This is a genomic window from Micromonospora yasonensis (assembly GCF_026013475.1).
Lineage (GTDB): Bacteria > Actinomycetota > Actinomycetes > Mycobacteriales > Micromonosporaceae > Micromonospora > Micromonospora yasonensis.
The window spans coordinates 1-13,187 of sequence record NZ_JAPDPH010000193.1; the positions used below are offsets into that span (position 1 = coordinate 1).

Genomic DNA, 13,187 nt, shown 5'->3' on the forward strand with positions numbered 1-13,187 from the left:
GGGCAACCCACCTGGTCGTACCGGCTGGCGGAGCAGCTCGTCGCGTTGGCCGACGCCGCGCTGGCCAACCACGCCGCCCCCGGCATCTATCACGGCACCGCGTCGGGCGAGGCCACCTGGTACGACCTCGCCCGCGCCGTGTTCACCCTCCGCGGCCTCGACCCCGACCGCATCCGGCCGACGACCAGCGACCGCTTCCCCCGCCCCGCCGCCCGTCCGAGCTACAGCGTCCTGGCCCACGACCGCTGGGCCGCCGCGAAGCTACGGCCGCTGGCGGACTGGCGGTCGAGCCTGGCCGAGGCCCTTGCCGACAACGCGGTCTGAATGACCCCCTGCTACCCGGTGTACCGGGCAGCAGGGGGGCACAGGTTCAGGCCGATCAGATCAGCGGCCACCACCGCGGAACACCTCCGCGACGGTGCGCAGGACGATCTTGATGTCGAGCCAGAGCGACCAGTTCTCGACGTAGTAGTTGTCGAACCTCGCCCGGTCGGAGATCGGCGTGTCACCACGCAGGCCACTGACCTGCGCGAGCCCGGTGAGCCCGACCGGCACCCGGTGGCGCATCGCGTAGTTGGGGTACTCGGCCGAGAACTTCTCGACGAAGTACGGCCGTTCCGGCCGCGGCCCGACCACGCTCATCTCCCCGCGCAGGATGTTCCAGAGCTGGGGCAGTTCGTCCAGCGACGTACGGCGCATGAACCGTCCGATCGGTCCGACCCGTCGATCGTGGGCGATGGACCAGTTCGTCTGCGACTCGTTCTCGTCCACCGGGCGCATCGACCGGAACTTGATGACCTGGAACGGCTTGCCGTACCGGCCGATCCGTTCCTGGTAGAAGAAGATGCCCCGACCCCCGTCGAGGAACGTCGCGATCGCGCAGAGCAGGAGCACCGGGCTCAACACGAGCAACGCCACCGCGGCGAAGAGCACGTCCGAGGCCCGCTTGATCCGCCACCTGGGACCGGAGAGCGTGGTGTCACCGATCTTGACGATCGGGATGGCCCCGACGTGGTCGGGGTGCCCACCGTGCGACCGGGAACCCCAGAGGCGCGGCACCGCCCACAGGTCGCAGCGGGAGGTGGCCGGCTGGAGCAGGAGTTCCATCAGGGTGGACTCCGGGCAGTCCGGGTCGGCGATGACCAGGACGTCGCACTGCAGCATCCGCGTGAGCGCCTCGAGGTCGTTGAGGTTGCCGATCAGCGGAAGCGACCCGGTGTCCTGCCGCGACGGGGCGTCGACCAGGCCGACGAACCGCAGGCCGTACTGGGGGTAGCGCCGGAGCAGCCGGGCGAGCTCCACGCCGATCGGACCGCTACCGACGATGATGGCGTTGTGCTCCACCCACCGCCGCTTGCGCGCGATGAGGATGAACTTCCGGTTGACCGCCCGGCCGACGATCACCAGTCCGGCGGAGAGCGCGACGTCCTGCATGAACCCGCTCACGTACGGCACCGAATCATGGCGCTCGGCGGCGATGATCGCGACCACCGCGGCGGACGCCAGCAGTCGCCCGCTGAGGCTCGGCAGTTCGTCCAGGATGCTGATGTGCCGGCGGGCCCGGTACAGCCCGCCGGCCGCGAAGATGGCCACCGTGAGGCCGGCGTTGACCAGCGTCCCGCGCCAGTAGTTCTGGGTCAGCAGCAGCGGGGTAAGGAGCGCGACGACGTCGATGGGTGCCGTCATCATCCAGGCCCGGAGCCAGCGCGTGCGCTTCGAGGCCCGGGAGCTGGCGTACGGCAGTACCGTGGTCGTGTCGAGGCCCGCCCGCGGCGCCGCGGGAGCGGGCTGCTCTTTCGCCGACCGAACGGGGGCGATCACCGCGGTGACCGCCGCACCGTCGATCGATTCTTCCTGATGTTCCACCGCCTGCTGCGGCCCTCCGCCGAGGTGCGTCGCGCTCGCAGCAGGGTGACTCATCGCCGGCTGGCGTGACATGGTCGATCCTCCCCCGTGACAACCCCTGGCGAGATGTGAAACGCCAAGGGCGATCGCAGGATACGAGCGAGCCAGCCGCGTCACCAGAGCCGGCAAGATAGTTCAGGGTCCTACTTTCCGGCAGCCATGATCTCGGAGACCGAGTCGCGGCGGACCGCGTCGAACAGGACCTTCGCCTTCGCGTTGTTCGCGAACACGACGCTCTCGCTGCCGACCCGGCCCGTCCCCTTAACGGGGCACGTGAAGAAGGCCAGATTGCCGCCTCGCAGGCCACGAAGCTGCGCCGCAAGGTCCAACAGGGAGAGCGACTTGTCCACCGCCACCGCGCTCGCCGTGGCCTTGACGAAGGAGTTCAACTTGCCGGGGCTGGTCAGTACGCCGCCAGAGGCGGCCTTGTCCAGGATCGCCTTGATCACCTGCTGCTGGTGCCGGATTCGGGCGAAGTCGCCGTCGGCGAAGGCATGCCGCTCGCGCGCGTAGTCCAGCGCCGCGGCCCCGTCCATCGTCTGCCGGCCCTGCGCGAACGTCCGGCTGCCGCTCAGCGAGTACTTCGTGGTGAAGCCCTTCTCCACGTCGATCTCGACACCACCCAGCGCGTCGACGATCTCCTTGAAACCAGCGAAGTCGACCATGGTCACATGGTCGATGCGGACGCCCGTGAACTGCTCCACCGTCTGCACCATCAGCGGAACGCCGCCCCACGCGTACGCCGCGTTGATCTTGGCGTCCCGGCCGCCGTGCTGGCCGTCCCTGGACCGGGGCACGGGCACCCAGGTGTCCCGCGGGATCGAGATGAGCTGCGCGGTCGACCGGTCCGCCGGCAGGTGGGCCACGATGATGGTGTCGCTCCGGGAACCTCCGCTGTTCTCCGGGTCTCGGGAGTCGCTGCCCAGAATCATGATGTTCATGGCGTCCTTCGCCACGACCTGCGGACGGGACTCCTCGGGCACGTCGTTGAAGGCGTCGACGCGCTCGATGCCGGAGTTGATCGATCGGTAGTACAGGCCGCCCGCGATGAGACCGCCACCGCCGAGCAACGCCACCACGAGGAAGATGATGAGGGCGATCCGTCGCCCCCGGCGACGCCGGGGCGCCGGCGGCTCGGCCGGCACCTGGTCATCGAACTGCCCCCCTCCGACGGCCCGGCCGGGGTAGAACTCTGCGGTCTGGTCGAAGCGTGACATGGGCGCGATGCTACTGACTCACGCTCCGTCACGGTGACCCTCGTCCGGCTGGTCAGCCGCCGCCACCCGGTTGGTCAATCAAAACTCTTCTCGCCGCCGGTAACCCTGACCTGGTACAACCGCACGGGTGGACGCAACGACGCTCCGGCGGGCCATCGCCCGCACTCCGTTGGCACCGGTCGCCGCCTTCCCCAAGCGGCTCGCCCGGGTCGCCCGGCACGACGCCAAGGTGCTGCGCACCTCCGCCCGCTGGCTCTTCACCTCCCGCGAACATCACAACTACACCTACGACCTGACCAAGCTGAGCCGCCAGCACCTCGCCTGGCTGGTCAGCGTCTCCTGCGACGTGCCGGTCCATCAGGTCCGCGACTGGTTCGCCGAACTGGAGGGCGACGACAAGCTGCGCGGGCACATCGAGGCCGCCACCGCCGCATCCGCCCGCCGCGGCCTCGCCGACCGGCACGTCCGCTACGCCCGGCGGGTCGGCTGGTACGCCATCGTCCGCGCCCGCAAACCCGCCCACGTCGTCGAGACCGGCGTCGACAAGGGACTCGGCAGCTGCGTCCTGGCCGCCGCCCTGCTGCGCAACGCCGCCGAGGGGCACCCCGGCCGGCTCACCTCCCTCGACATCAACCCCGAGGCCGGTTACCTCGCCCGCGCCATTCCCTGGGCCGACGTGGCCGACCTGGTCATCGGCGACTCGATCGCCTCGATCGGCGCACTGGAGCGCCCCGTCGACCTCTTCCTGCACGACAGCGACCACAGCCGGGTCCACGAGAAGCGCGAGTTCGAGGAGATCGAGGCCAAGCTCGCCCCCGGCGCGATGCTGCTCACCGACAACGTCACCGCCACCAACGTCCTCGCCGAGCACGCCGAACGGACCGGACGGCGGTTCCTCGCCTACCGGGAGACCCCCCTCCGCCACTGGTACCCGGGGGACGGGATCGGCGTCGCCTGGTGACGGGTCTTGTGCCTGGTCACAACAGCATCGATGATGGCCGAAGCGACACGTCGACGAAGGAGTCGCGATGACCGTCATCCATCACCCCCGGGTGGCCTGGGACGCCGCCCGGGTGATCGTCGAATCGGTCCACGACGAGCAGCTCTTCTCCTGGGTCCGGCAGGAGCTCGGTGGCCTGCTCGGGTCGGCCGCCCAGGCCGCCCTCACCGAGACCCGAGACCGGCTGCGCCGGGACGGCGACGCCCGGGTGCCGGTCGAGGCCGGCCTCTGGCGGGTCCGGCTGGAGGACCTGCTCCGGGACCGGCCGGAACTGGCCGGCCAGGTGTCGTCGTTCACCGCCGTCGCCATCGGCCTGCTCCGCGCCCGCGGAGCCTGAGCCGTCAGCTCCCGGTCAGGCGTCCGCGCCCGCCAGGTCCAGCCACATGAAGACCTCGTCGCGGTCGTCGCCCGGCCCCACCCGCAGCGCCCCCGGCAGCCGCCCGACCTCGCGGTAGCCGAGCTGGCGGTAGAACGCCTCCAGCCCCTGCCCGCCGCGCAGCGTGACGTGCAGCGCCGACCAGCCCAGCTCCGGCGCGCGGCGCGCCGCCTCACGCATGAGGTCGAGGCCGTACCCCCGGCCCTGGGTGTCCGGGTGGACCATGACCCGCTTGAGGATGCCCCAGTGGGTCTTCAGGTGGAACCGGTTGTCCGCGAAGACGAGCACCGCCACCGGGCGGTCGCCGACGTAACCGACCAGCAGCCGGTCCGGGCCGTCGGTGACGTCGGCGAAGGTCCGCTCGGCGACCGGCCGGACCTCGGCCCTGGTCACCGGGGCGACGAAGCCGACTGCGCCACCGCCGTTGGTGACGTCCACCCACAGGTCGACGAGCTGCTCGCGCAGCGCCGGGGTCAGCTCGGGATCGAGTACGAAGCGCAGGTCCACGCCCGCCATCCTCGGGGGAGCGGCGCGGCGTGAACCCAACTTCGTGATCCTCACGACACCACAGTTTGGTGCGGGAGAGGGGAGTCGAACCCCCACGTCCTTTCGGACAATAGGACCTAAACCTATCGCGCCTGCCTATTACGCCACTCCCGCGGACCTGCTGAGTCTAGAGCGTCGGGCCTCGGGGGTGGTAAGCCCAGCCTCCTTCAGGATCAGCAGGACCGTTCGGTGGCTGATCACGGGTTCACCGCCGGAGGCGTCGGCGAGGCCGAGCGCGATCCGTCGGGAGCCGAATTGCGGGTTGTCGAGCGCGAAGCGGATTACCGACTCCCGGAACCGTTGTCGCACAGGACGGTCACGGATGCGCGGCACCGCTGAGATGCTTCCCGTCGCTTCCAGTTGTCGGCGGATTCTCCCAACGTGATCCCTCGTGCAGCCCAGGAGGCGAGCGGCCTCCACCGTCGTCAGTTGCCCGTCGCTGACACGTTGGATCAGGGTGAGAACTCCGTCGGTGGGTGATGTCTTGTGCGCCTCGGGTCTTGTCGGCGCGTTTCTTGTCGGCGCGTTCTCGGCCGGGGCCAGAAGCGGCGGGTCTGCCGCAGGTGGTTGAACCCGCGCCCGCCCAGCGTAAGTGTCGGTCTGGCTGTGGCAGTTCGGGCAGAGCATTCGCAGGTTCGGCGGCCGGTTGTCCAACCGGTCGCCGTTGATGTGATCGACGTGGAGGATGAGGGGTCTGCCCTGCCACATTGGCCCCAAGCCGCAGTTCTCGCACCGTTCGGGCACCCCGATGAGGGCCAGGGCACGCCTTAGCCGGAAGCCGGGCGTTCTTCCGGATCCGGGCGGCAGTTCTATCAGGACCTCGGACGGAGCCTGTCGCGGCCCTTGCCGTCCCCGGTTGTGTCCTTGACCGGTGAAGTGGGAGGTGTCGATGCCGAAGCGTTTGAGCTGCCGGCTGATGTGCGCGTGCGACCCGCCGCTCATCCGTACGCCGAGCAGCCGCAGCACCTCCGCGATGCTCCGCGCCTGCGCCGCCGCTGCCGCCAGCGTCTCGGGAGAGTACTTGTACCGAGGCATGTGCGGACGGTAGCGGCGGCGTGCGACAGGTTCAGTCGAGCCCGAGGTCCCGGCGCAGCTTGGCGACGTGGCCGGTGGCCTTGACGTTGTAGAGCGCCCGCTCGATCTTGCCGTCCTCGTCGATGACGAAGGTGGAGCGGATCACGCCGGTGACGGTCCTGCCGTACATCTGCTTCTCGCCGTAGGCGCCGTACGCGGTGAGCACCGCCTTGTCGGTGTCGGCGACCAGCGGGAAGGTGATGGCGTCCCGGTCGCGGAACTTGGCCAGCTTCTCGGGCTTGTCCGGCGAGATGCCCACCACCTCGTAGCCGGTGGCCTGGAGGGAGGCGAGCGAGTCCCGGAAGTCGCAGGCCTGCTTGGTGCAGCCGGGCGTCATGGCGGCCGGGTACGCGTACAGGATGACCTTGCGGCCGCGCAGGTCGGCCAGGGAGAGCGTCCCGCCGCTGTCGGTGGGGAGGGTGAACTCGGGGGCGGGGTCGCCGGGGTTGAGGCGGTCGGTCATGGCCGTGACGATACCGCCGCCGTGGCGCCCGGGGCGGACGGTGACGCGCCGGCCCGCGTGATGATCACCATGGCTTGTTGCAAGGGATTGGCAACAGCGGCCACTCACAAATAAGCTCAGCGGGTGGAAACCCTGGCGATGCACATCTCGAACGGGATCATCGACGGTCCCGTCGCCGCGATCTTCGCGGCGCTCGCGCTCGCCGCGCTCACCTTCTGCGTGCTGCGCGGGCGCCGTGACCTCGACGACCGGCTGGCCCCGATGGCCGGCCTGGTGGCCGCGTTCATCTTCGCCGTGCAGATGCTCAACTTCCCGATCTTCACCGCCGGGGTCAGCGGCCACCTGCTCGGCGGCGCGCTCGCCGCGCTGCTGGTCGGCCCCTGGGTCGGGGCGCTCTGCGTCGCCGTGGTGCTGGTCGTGCAGGCCCTGGTCTTCGGGGACGGCGGGGTGGCCATGCTCGGCCTCAACATCACCAACATGGCGCTGCTCGGCACCGCCGCCGCGTACCTGCTGATCGCGCTGCTGCTGCGGGTGCTGCCACGCACCAACGCCGGCCTCGCCGTCACCGCCTTCGTCTCCGCCCTGGTCAGCGTGGTGGTCGCCAGCCAGGGCTTCGTGCTGGAGTACTGGCTGGGCGGCACCACCGACCTGGGCGGCAACCTGGCCGGGCTGGCCGGCACCATGGCCGGCGTCCACCTGCTGATCGGCATCGGCGAGGGCCTGATCACCGCGACCACTGTGGTCACCGTCGCCAAGGTGCGCCCCGATCTGGTGTACGCGCTGCGCGCCCGCAAGCCGGCCGCGCCGATCACTCCCGCCGTCCCGGCCGCCGGAGGTGCCCGATGAGCAAGCGTTCCTGGCCCTTCCTCGTCGGCGGTCTGCTGGTCGCCCTGCTGCTCGCCGGCGTGGTCAGCAACTACGCCTCCCCGCACCCGGACGGGCTGGACTCGTCCCTGCTCAAGGGCTGCACGGTCAACGCCGAGGGGGAGATCACCGGTGGCAGTTGCCCGGCCCAGCAGAGCAAGGACCACGAGCTGGCCGACAGTCCGCTGGCTGACTACGGCGTCCGGGGGATCAGCAACGGCTTCCTCTCCACCGGCCTCTCCGGCGTGCTCGGCGTGCTGATCACCTTCGCCCTCGGCGGCGGCGTGTTCTGGCTCGCCCGGCGCCGCGGCCCGGCCGTCGACCGGTCGACCGAGCCGGCGGATGACGCCGTCGACGAGCCGGCGTCGCCCGCCGCCGGCACCCGCTGAGCGGCGGGCCGTCATGGGTGCCGGGCACGCGCACGTGCTCTACCGCGAGTCCACCTCCCCGGTGCACCGCCTCCCGCCCGAGGTGAAGATAACCGCGATGGTGCTCTTCACCGTCGCGGTGGTCGCCACGCCCCGGGAGGCGTACTGGGCCTTCGGCGGGTACGCCCTGCTGGTCGCCGCCGTGGCCGCGCTGGCCCGGGTCGGCCCGCGTTGGCTGCTCGGCCGGGCGCTGATCGAGCTGCCGTTCGTCCTGTTCGCGTTCGCGCTGCCGTTCTTCGGCACCGGGGACCGGGTCGAGGTGGCCGGGCTGGGCCTGTCGGTGGACGGGCTGCACGGCGCGTGGAACATCCTGGCCAAGGGCACGCTCGGCGTACTCGCGTCGCTCCTGCTGGCGGCGACCACGACGACGCGGGACCTGATCGTCGGCCTGGACCGGCTGCGCTGCCCGCAGGTCCTCACCCAGATCGCCACCTTCATGCTCCGCTACCTGGACGTGCTGGTGGGCGAGGCCCGGCGGATGCGGGTGGCCCGGGTGTCCCGGGGCGACGACCCGCGGTTCCTGTGGCAGCTGCGCGGCTTCGCGGCCGGGGTGGGCGCGCTCTTCCTGCGGGCCTTCGAGCGTGGTGAGCGGGTCTACCTGGCCATGCTGTCGCGCGGCTACACCGGGCGGATGCCGGCGGTCTGGCAGGGCGCCGGCGCGGCCACGGCGGGCCAGTGGGCGGCCGCCGCGACGGTGCCGGTGATCGCGGCCACCATCGCCGTCGTCGCGGTGGTCCTGACATGATCGGGTACGTGCAGCAGCCGCCCTCCCTGGACGTCCGTGGCGTCCGGTACGCGTACCCGGACGGTCACGTCGCCCTGCACGGGGTGGACCTGACCGTGCCGCGCGGTGACCGGGTGGCCCTGCTCGGTCCGAACGGCGCCGGCAAGACCACCCTGGTGCTGCACCTCAACGGCATCCTCACGCCGACCGAGGGCACGGTCAGCGTCGGCGGCCTGACGGCCAGCCGGGACCGGGACACCCTCGCCGAGATCCGCCGCCGGGTGGGCATCGTCTTCCAGGATCCCGACGACCAGCTCTTCCTGCCCACCGTCGCCGAGGACGTCGCGTTCGGTCCGGCGAACCTGGGGCTGCGCGGGGCGGAACTGGCCGCCCGGGTCGACGAGGCCCTCGCGGCGGTGGGGATGAGCGAGCACCGGGACCGGGCGCCGCACCACCTCTCCTTCGGTCAGCGTCGTCGGGTGGCGGTGGCCACCGTGCTTGCCATGCACCCGGAGATCCTGGTCCTCGACGAGCCGTCGTCGAACCTGGACCCGGCGGCACGGCGGGAGCTGGCCGAGATCCTCCGGGGGCTCCCGGTGACCCTGCTGATGGTCACCCACGACCTGCCGTACGCGGCGGAGCTCTGCACCCGCTCGGTGATCCTCGACGCCGGCCGGATCGTCGCCGACGCCCCCACCCTCGACATCCTCACCGACGAGCCCCTGCTGGCAGCCCACCGCCTGGAACTCCCCTACGCCTTCAACCCCCACACCACCCCCCACCCCTGACCCCACCCCTCAGGTCCCCACCCGCCCGCCTCGGCAAGATCGCCGAGCCTTGGGGCGTCGGGTCAGTGGGGGACGGGGGTGGGGTGGGTGGGGTGAGGGGCGCGGTGGGCGGTGCGGGAGGCGGTGTGTAGGCGGAGGAGGCCGGTGGCGAGCGCGCCGGCCCCGGCGGCCAGCACGAGGGTCACCAGGATCCGGGCGAGGCCGGCCGGCCAGGGCGCCGGCACCACCGAGCGGGACAGCACGGCCAGGTTCGCCACCCCGGCGAACAGCGCCAGGCACGCCCCGGCCAGGGCGAGCGCGAAGTCGGCGGCCGGGCGCCGGGCGAGGGCGTACCCGCCGGCGACGAGTGCGCCGAGCCCGGTGAGCAGCGCCCAGGTCTGGCCGCCGAGCAGGCCGACCAGCACCCCGCCGACGCCGTCGGCGCCGGCGTCCAGCGCCCGCCCGACGCTCGAGGTGACAGCGGCCAGCCCGCCGAGGGCGAGCAGGGCGCCGACCCCGCGCAGCGCGCGGGCCCCGGCCAGGGTGCCGGCGGGGACGAGCCCGGCCGCGCCGACGAGCAGGAAGCCGAGCGTGCCCGCCACCCACCAGGGGTACGGGTCCGGCGGCGGCACCCAGTCCAGGGTGCCGCGTACCTCGATCGCCTGGTCGCCGTCGCGCAGCGGCACCACCCAGTCCCGGACCCGCTGCTCCCGGGTCGGGTCTGCGGTGACCTGCGCCGGCAGGTCGGACTCCAGCCAGCGGGCCCGCTGGTCGTGCCAGCGGGCCGACCGGTCCTCGGAGACCTTGCGCCAGACCGGCGTCGCGGCCGGGTCGGCCTCGGCGGGGAGCGGGGTGTCCCCGGCGAGGGTCCGGTTCAGGTACGTGGCGGGGGAGCGGCTGTTCTCGTACACCCCGCCGGGCCCGATCCGCAGGTACGGCTCACCGGAGTAGCCGAGCACCTCGACGTCCCGCCCGGTGGTGTTGGTGAGTTCCAGCCGGGCGCCGGCCTCGACCATCCGGGCGGTGAGCCCGCGCGGGGCGGGGCTGAGCGTGCTGACCTGCGCCCGGTAGTCGGTGGCGTCGGGCGCGTCCGCGCCGTGCGCGGCGGCCGGGGTGGCGAGGGCGAGCAGGGCGGCGAGCGCGGCGGTGACCACCAGCCCCGCCCGCCGCAGCGGTACGGCGATCACTTGTGGGCCGCCGCCACCGCCGCCTTGATCCCGTCGGGGGTGGGGTCCTTGATCTCGTAGCCGTTGACCTTGATCGTCGGGGTGCCGGTGATGCCGTCCTTGCTGGCCTCCTCGGTCACGTGCCCGGTCCACGACTTGTACGTGCCGGCGTTGACGCAGGAGCCGAAGTCGTCCTTGTTCAGCCCGACGCCCGCACCGATGTCGATCAGCTCGGCGTTGCTCAGCCCGGCGCTGTTCTCCGGTGGCTGCTTGGCGAAGAGCTGGTCGGTGAACTCGGTGAACTTGCCGCCCTTCGCCGCGCAACCGGAGGCGGCCGAGGAGCGGGTGGAGTACTCGGTGGTGGAGAAGCGGTTCAGGAAGGCGACCGGGTGGAAGACCACCTTCGCCTTGCCCTCGCTGACCAGCTGCTTGACGGTCGGGCCGCTGGCCTCCTGGAAGTGCTTGCAGGCCGGGCACTGGTAGTCCTCGTACAGGTCGATGGTGACCGGTCCGCTGCCCTCGACGATGCCGGTGCCGTCGGAGCTGGCGCCGGGCGGGGCGGTGAAGTTGGTCGGCTTCTGGGTGGAGTAGACGGCCCAGCCGATGCCGCCGGCGATGAGCAGCACCAGCACCGCGGTGATGGTGGTCCAGAAGGTGCGCTTGCGTCGCTTCTCCTGGGCGATCTGCTGCCGGACCACCCGGGCGGCGTTCTTCTGCCCCTTGCGACTACTCATCCTCGCCCTCCACGGGTGGTTCGCCCGCCAGCCAGCCGTCCACGGAGAACGGGGTGCGGGGCCAGATCAGCAGGAACCCGGCCAGTACCAGGAATCCCAGGTCCCGGAGGATCTCCGGGAGATAGCTCGGGGCCTGGCCGGCGGCGAGCTGGCCGCCGCTGCCGAAGCACCCGCAGTCGATGGCCAGGCCGCGCGCCCAGGCCGAGGCGATGCCGGTGATGAAGATCACCAGCAGCGCCGTGGAGATGCCGGCGGCCAGCCGGGTGGCCAGCCCGACGAGCAGGAGCACGCCGAGGGCCAGCTCCACGAAGGGCAACGCGGCCCCGATCACGGCGGCCACGTCGTACGGCATGACCTGGTAGGCGTTCACCGCCCGGCCGGAGGCGCCCAGGTCACTGACCTTGGCACCACCCGCGAACAACCAGACGGCGGCCAGCCCGAGTCGGACGGCGATGCCGAGCCAGGGCCGGAGGAGGGACCAGCGGGTGGCCCGAATGCGAGGTTCGGTCACGGTGGTTAGTCGCTCGGGAGCCGCGGACGGTTCCATGGTCATCCGGCCAGCGCGTCGCCGACGGCGTCGATCAGGTCGCCGCGGGCCCGCGCCACCCGGGAGCGGATGGTGCCCACCGGCACCTCCTCCACCGCGGCGGCCTCGGCGTACGACAGGCCGAGCAGTTGGGTGAGCACGAACGCGACGCGCCGCTCGGCGGGGAGCCGACGGACCAGGTCGGTCGCGCCGAGCTGCCCGGCCGGGTCGGGGTACGGGCGGTCGGTGGCCGCGTGCGCGGCCAGCCGCTCGTCCAGCCGCCGCCGGCGGACCACCGTGCGCAGGTGGTCCGCGCAGGCCCGTCGGGCGATACCGAGCAGCCAGGTACGCGCGCTGGAACGCCCCTCGAACCCGGGCAGCGCCCGGAATGCCCGCAGGTACGTCTCCTGGGTCAGATCGTCGGCGCTGTCCGGGTCGACCAGGGCGGCGGCGAAGCGCCACACCTCGGCCTGGGTGGCCCGGACGAAGGCGGCCTGCGCGATCGGGTCTCCGGTACCGGCGGCCAGCGCCCACTCCGTCACCTGGTCGCGCGCAGGGTCCGGCGCCGCCGGACGGCGGTCGGCGGAGGCGTCGCGCTGGGCAGGGATCACGACAGACGAGGTTACGCGGCGTATCTGGACCGGACAGGGTCCTTCGGCCCATTCCGTGGTCCCGCCCACGCCGGGAACTTTCCGGGCCGGCCTCCCGACTACCCCCTCATGACGTGCGACGAGGTACGCCTGGCGCTCTCCGCCCGGCTGGACGGGGAGGACCCGCAGGCGCCGGCCGGGGCGTTGGACGCGCACACCGCCGCCTGCCCGGGCTGCCGCGCCTGGCTGGCCTCCGCCGAGCGGGTGACCCGGCTCGCCCGGGTGCGGGCGGTGGACGTACCCGATCTGACCGCCCCGGTGCTCGCCGCGGTGGCCGCGGACCGGACGGCGGCGCGGGACGGCGCGGCGGCCGCCGTGCGGGCCCGCCGCCAGGTGCTCCGGGTCGCGGTCGCGGTGGCCGCCGTCGCCCAGCTCGCCGTCGCGCTGCCGATCCTGCTGGCCGGGCTCGGCGTCGAGGCCGACCCGCACACCGGCCGGGAGATGGCCTCCTTCGACGCGGCGCTCGCGGTCGGTTTCGCCCTCGCCGCCTGGCGGCCGGAACGGGCCCGGGCCTTCCTGCCGGTGGCGCTGGTGCTGGCCGTCTGCCTGGCCGGGACCAGCGCGGTGGACATCGCCGCCTCGACCACCGCCGTGGTGCACGAGCTGGGCCACCTGGCCGCCGTGGTGCAGGCCGGGCTGCTCTGGGCGCTGGGCCGGGTCAGCGGGGAGCCGGGGCGCCGGCTGCCCACGGCCGTCGTTCCGGGGCGCGGATGAGGCGGGTTAGCCGATCGCCGCGCGGTCGGGAAA

Annotated in this window: 17 protein-coding genes and 1 tRNA gene; 8 read left to right on the forward strand and 10 right to left on the reverse strand. The window is 72.3% G+C overall.

Annotated elements, in window-relative coordinates; all coding sequences use genetic code 11:
* Positions 1-324, forward strand: a 324-nt coding sequence (locus ONA70_RS28185; protein WP_265009513.1) for an NAD(P)-dependent oxidoreductase, incomplete at its 5' end; no start/stop codon positions are given.
* A 60-nt stretch (positions 325-384) separates the two neighbouring features.
* On the opposite strand, the gene ONA70_RS28190 is transcribed toward ONA70_RS28185, so the two are convergent.
* Positions 385-1,938: a sugar transferase gene (locus ONA70_RS28190; protein ID WP_265009514.1), complete on the reverse strand. Its 1,554-nt coding sequence runs from the start codon at positions 1,936-1,938 to the stop codon at positions 385-387.
* Positions 1,939-2,048: 110 nt separating this feature from the next.
* Complete coding sequence (locus tag ONA70_RS28195; protein ID WP_265009515.1) at positions 2,049-3,122, reverse strand: LCP family protein; 1,074 nt, start codon at positions 3,120-3,122, stop codon at positions 2,049-2,051.
* 127 nt (positions 3,123-3,249) lie between these two features.
* Here ONA70_RS28195 and ONA70_RS28200 point away from each other — a divergent pair, with 127 nt between their 5' ends.
* Together ONA70_RS28200 and ONA70_RS28205 are read left to right on the forward strand one after the other, a co-directional pair.
* Positions 3,250-4,083, forward strand: coding sequence for a class I SAM-dependent methyltransferase (locus ONA70_RS28200; protein WP_265009516.1), 834 nt, complete (start codon positions 3,250-3,252; stop codon positions 4,081-4,083).
* A gap of 67 nt (positions 4,084-4,150) precedes the next feature.
* Entirely contained in the window at positions 4,151-4,459 is a 309-nt protein-coding gene (locus ONA70_RS28205) for a hypothetical protein (RefSeq protein ID WP_265009517.1), read from the forward strand.
* Between the two features lie 15 nt (positions 4,460-4,474).
* Here the strand turns inward: ONA70_RS28205 and ONA70_RS28210 are convergent, their stop codons facing one another.
* The 4 genes from ONA70_RS28210 to bcp all read right to left on the reverse strand — a co-directional run bounded on the left by ONA70_RS28210 (position 4,475) and on the right by bcp (position 6,581).
* The gene (locus ONA70_RS28210; RefSeq protein ID WP_265009518.1) at positions 4,475-5,005 is read right to left on the reverse strand and encodes a GNAT family N-acetyltransferase; all 531 of its coding nucleotides are present in this window, start codon (positions 5,003-5,005) and stop codon (positions 4,475-4,477) included.
* 66 nt (positions 5,006-5,071) lie between these two features.
* Positions 5,072-5,158 (reverse strand) — tRNA-Leu (locus ONA70_RS28215).
* Complete coding sequence (locus ONA70_RS28220; RefSeq protein WP_265009519.1) at positions 5,144-6,079, reverse strand: HNH endonuclease; 936 nt, start codon at positions 6,077-6,079, stop codon at positions 5,144-5,146. Before ONA70_RS28220 ends, ONA70_RS28215 begins: the two co-directional genes overlap by 15 nt.
* 31 nt (positions 6,080-6,110) lie before the next feature.
* On the reverse strand, positions 6,111-6,581 hold the full coding sequence (gene bcp / locus ONA70_RS28225; RefSeq protein WP_265009520.1) for a thioredoxin-dependent thiol peroxidase: 471 nt from the start codon (positions 6,579-6,581) through the stop codon (positions 6,111-6,113).
* A 123-nt stretch (positions 6,582-6,704) separates the two neighbouring features.
* Between bcp and ONA70_RS28230 the strand changes: the two genes are divergently transcribed.
* From ONA70_RS28230 to ONA70_RS28245, 4 genes are read left to right on the forward strand one after another with little or no spacing between them, the layout of a single operon-like run.
* A complete protein-coding gene (locus ONA70_RS28230; RefSeq protein WP_265009521.1) occupies positions 6,705-7,427 on the forward strand; it encodes an energy-coupling factor ABC transporter permease in 723 nt (240 codons plus the stop codon).
* Positions 7,424-7,834: a PDGLE domain-containing protein gene (locus ONA70_RS28235; RefSeq protein ID WP_265009522.1), complete on the forward strand. Its 411-nt coding sequence runs from the start codon at positions 7,424-7,426 to the stop codon at positions 7,832-7,834. The genes ONA70_RS28230 and ONA70_RS28235 overlap by 4 nt, the downstream gene beginning before the upstream one ends.
* A 13-nt stretch (positions 7,835-7,847) precedes the next feature.
* Positions 7,848-8,618 carry a cobalt ECF transporter T component CbiQ gene (gene cbiQ / locus ONA70_RS28240; protein WP_265009523.1) on the forward strand — a complete coding sequence of 257 codons (771 nt, stop codon included), beginning with the start codon at positions 7,848-7,850 and terminating at the stop codon, positions 8,616-8,618.
* Positions 8,615-9,385, forward strand: coding sequence for an energy-coupling factor ABC transporter ATP-binding protein (locus ONA70_RS28245; protein ID WP_265009524.1), 771 nt, complete (start codon positions 8,615-8,617; stop codon positions 9,383-9,385). Before cbiQ ends, ONA70_RS28245 begins: the two co-directional genes overlap by 4 nt.
* Before the next feature lie 62 nt (positions 9,386-9,447).
* On the opposite strand, the gene ONA70_RS28250 is transcribed toward ONA70_RS28245, so the two are convergent.
* The 4 genes from ONA70_RS28250 to ONA70_RS28265 are packed head-to-tail and all read right to left on the reverse strand — an operon-like array spanning position 9,448 to position 12,401.
* A complete protein-coding gene (locus ONA70_RS28250) occupies positions 9,448-10,551 on the reverse strand; it encodes a hypothetical protein (protein WP_319958959.1) in 1,104 nt (367 codons plus the stop codon).
* Positions 10,548-11,264, reverse strand: a complete 717-nt coding sequence (locus tag ONA70_RS28255; protein WP_265009525.1) for a DsbA family protein — start codon at positions 11,262-11,264, stop codon at positions 10,548-10,550. The genes ONA70_RS28250 and ONA70_RS28255 overlap by 4 nt, the downstream gene beginning before the upstream one ends.
* Positions 11,257-11,811, reverse strand: coding sequence for a MauE/DoxX family redox-associated membrane protein (locus ONA70_RS28260; RefSeq protein ID WP_265009528.1), 555 nt, complete (start codon positions 11,809-11,811; stop codon positions 11,257-11,259). Before ONA70_RS28260 ends, ONA70_RS28255 begins: the two co-directional genes overlap by 8 nt.
* A 2-nt stretch (positions 11,812-11,813) precedes the next feature.
* On the reverse strand, positions 11,814-12,401 hold the full coding sequence (locus tag ONA70_RS28265) for a sigma-70 family RNA polymerase sigma factor (protein WP_319958964.1): 588 nt from the start codon (positions 12,399-12,401) through the stop codon (positions 11,814-11,816).
* Positions 12,402-12,509: 108 nt separating this feature from the next.
* Between ONA70_RS28265 and ONA70_RS28270 the strand changes: the two genes are divergently transcribed.
* Positions 12,510-13,154 (forward strand): zf-HC2 domain-containing protein, encoded by a 645-nt coding sequence (locus ONA70_RS28270; RefSeq protein ID WP_265009526.1) that lies wholly within the window; start codon positions 12,510-12,512, stop codon positions 13,152-13,154.
* The last annotated feature ends 33 nt before the right edge of the window (positions 13,155-13,187 follow it).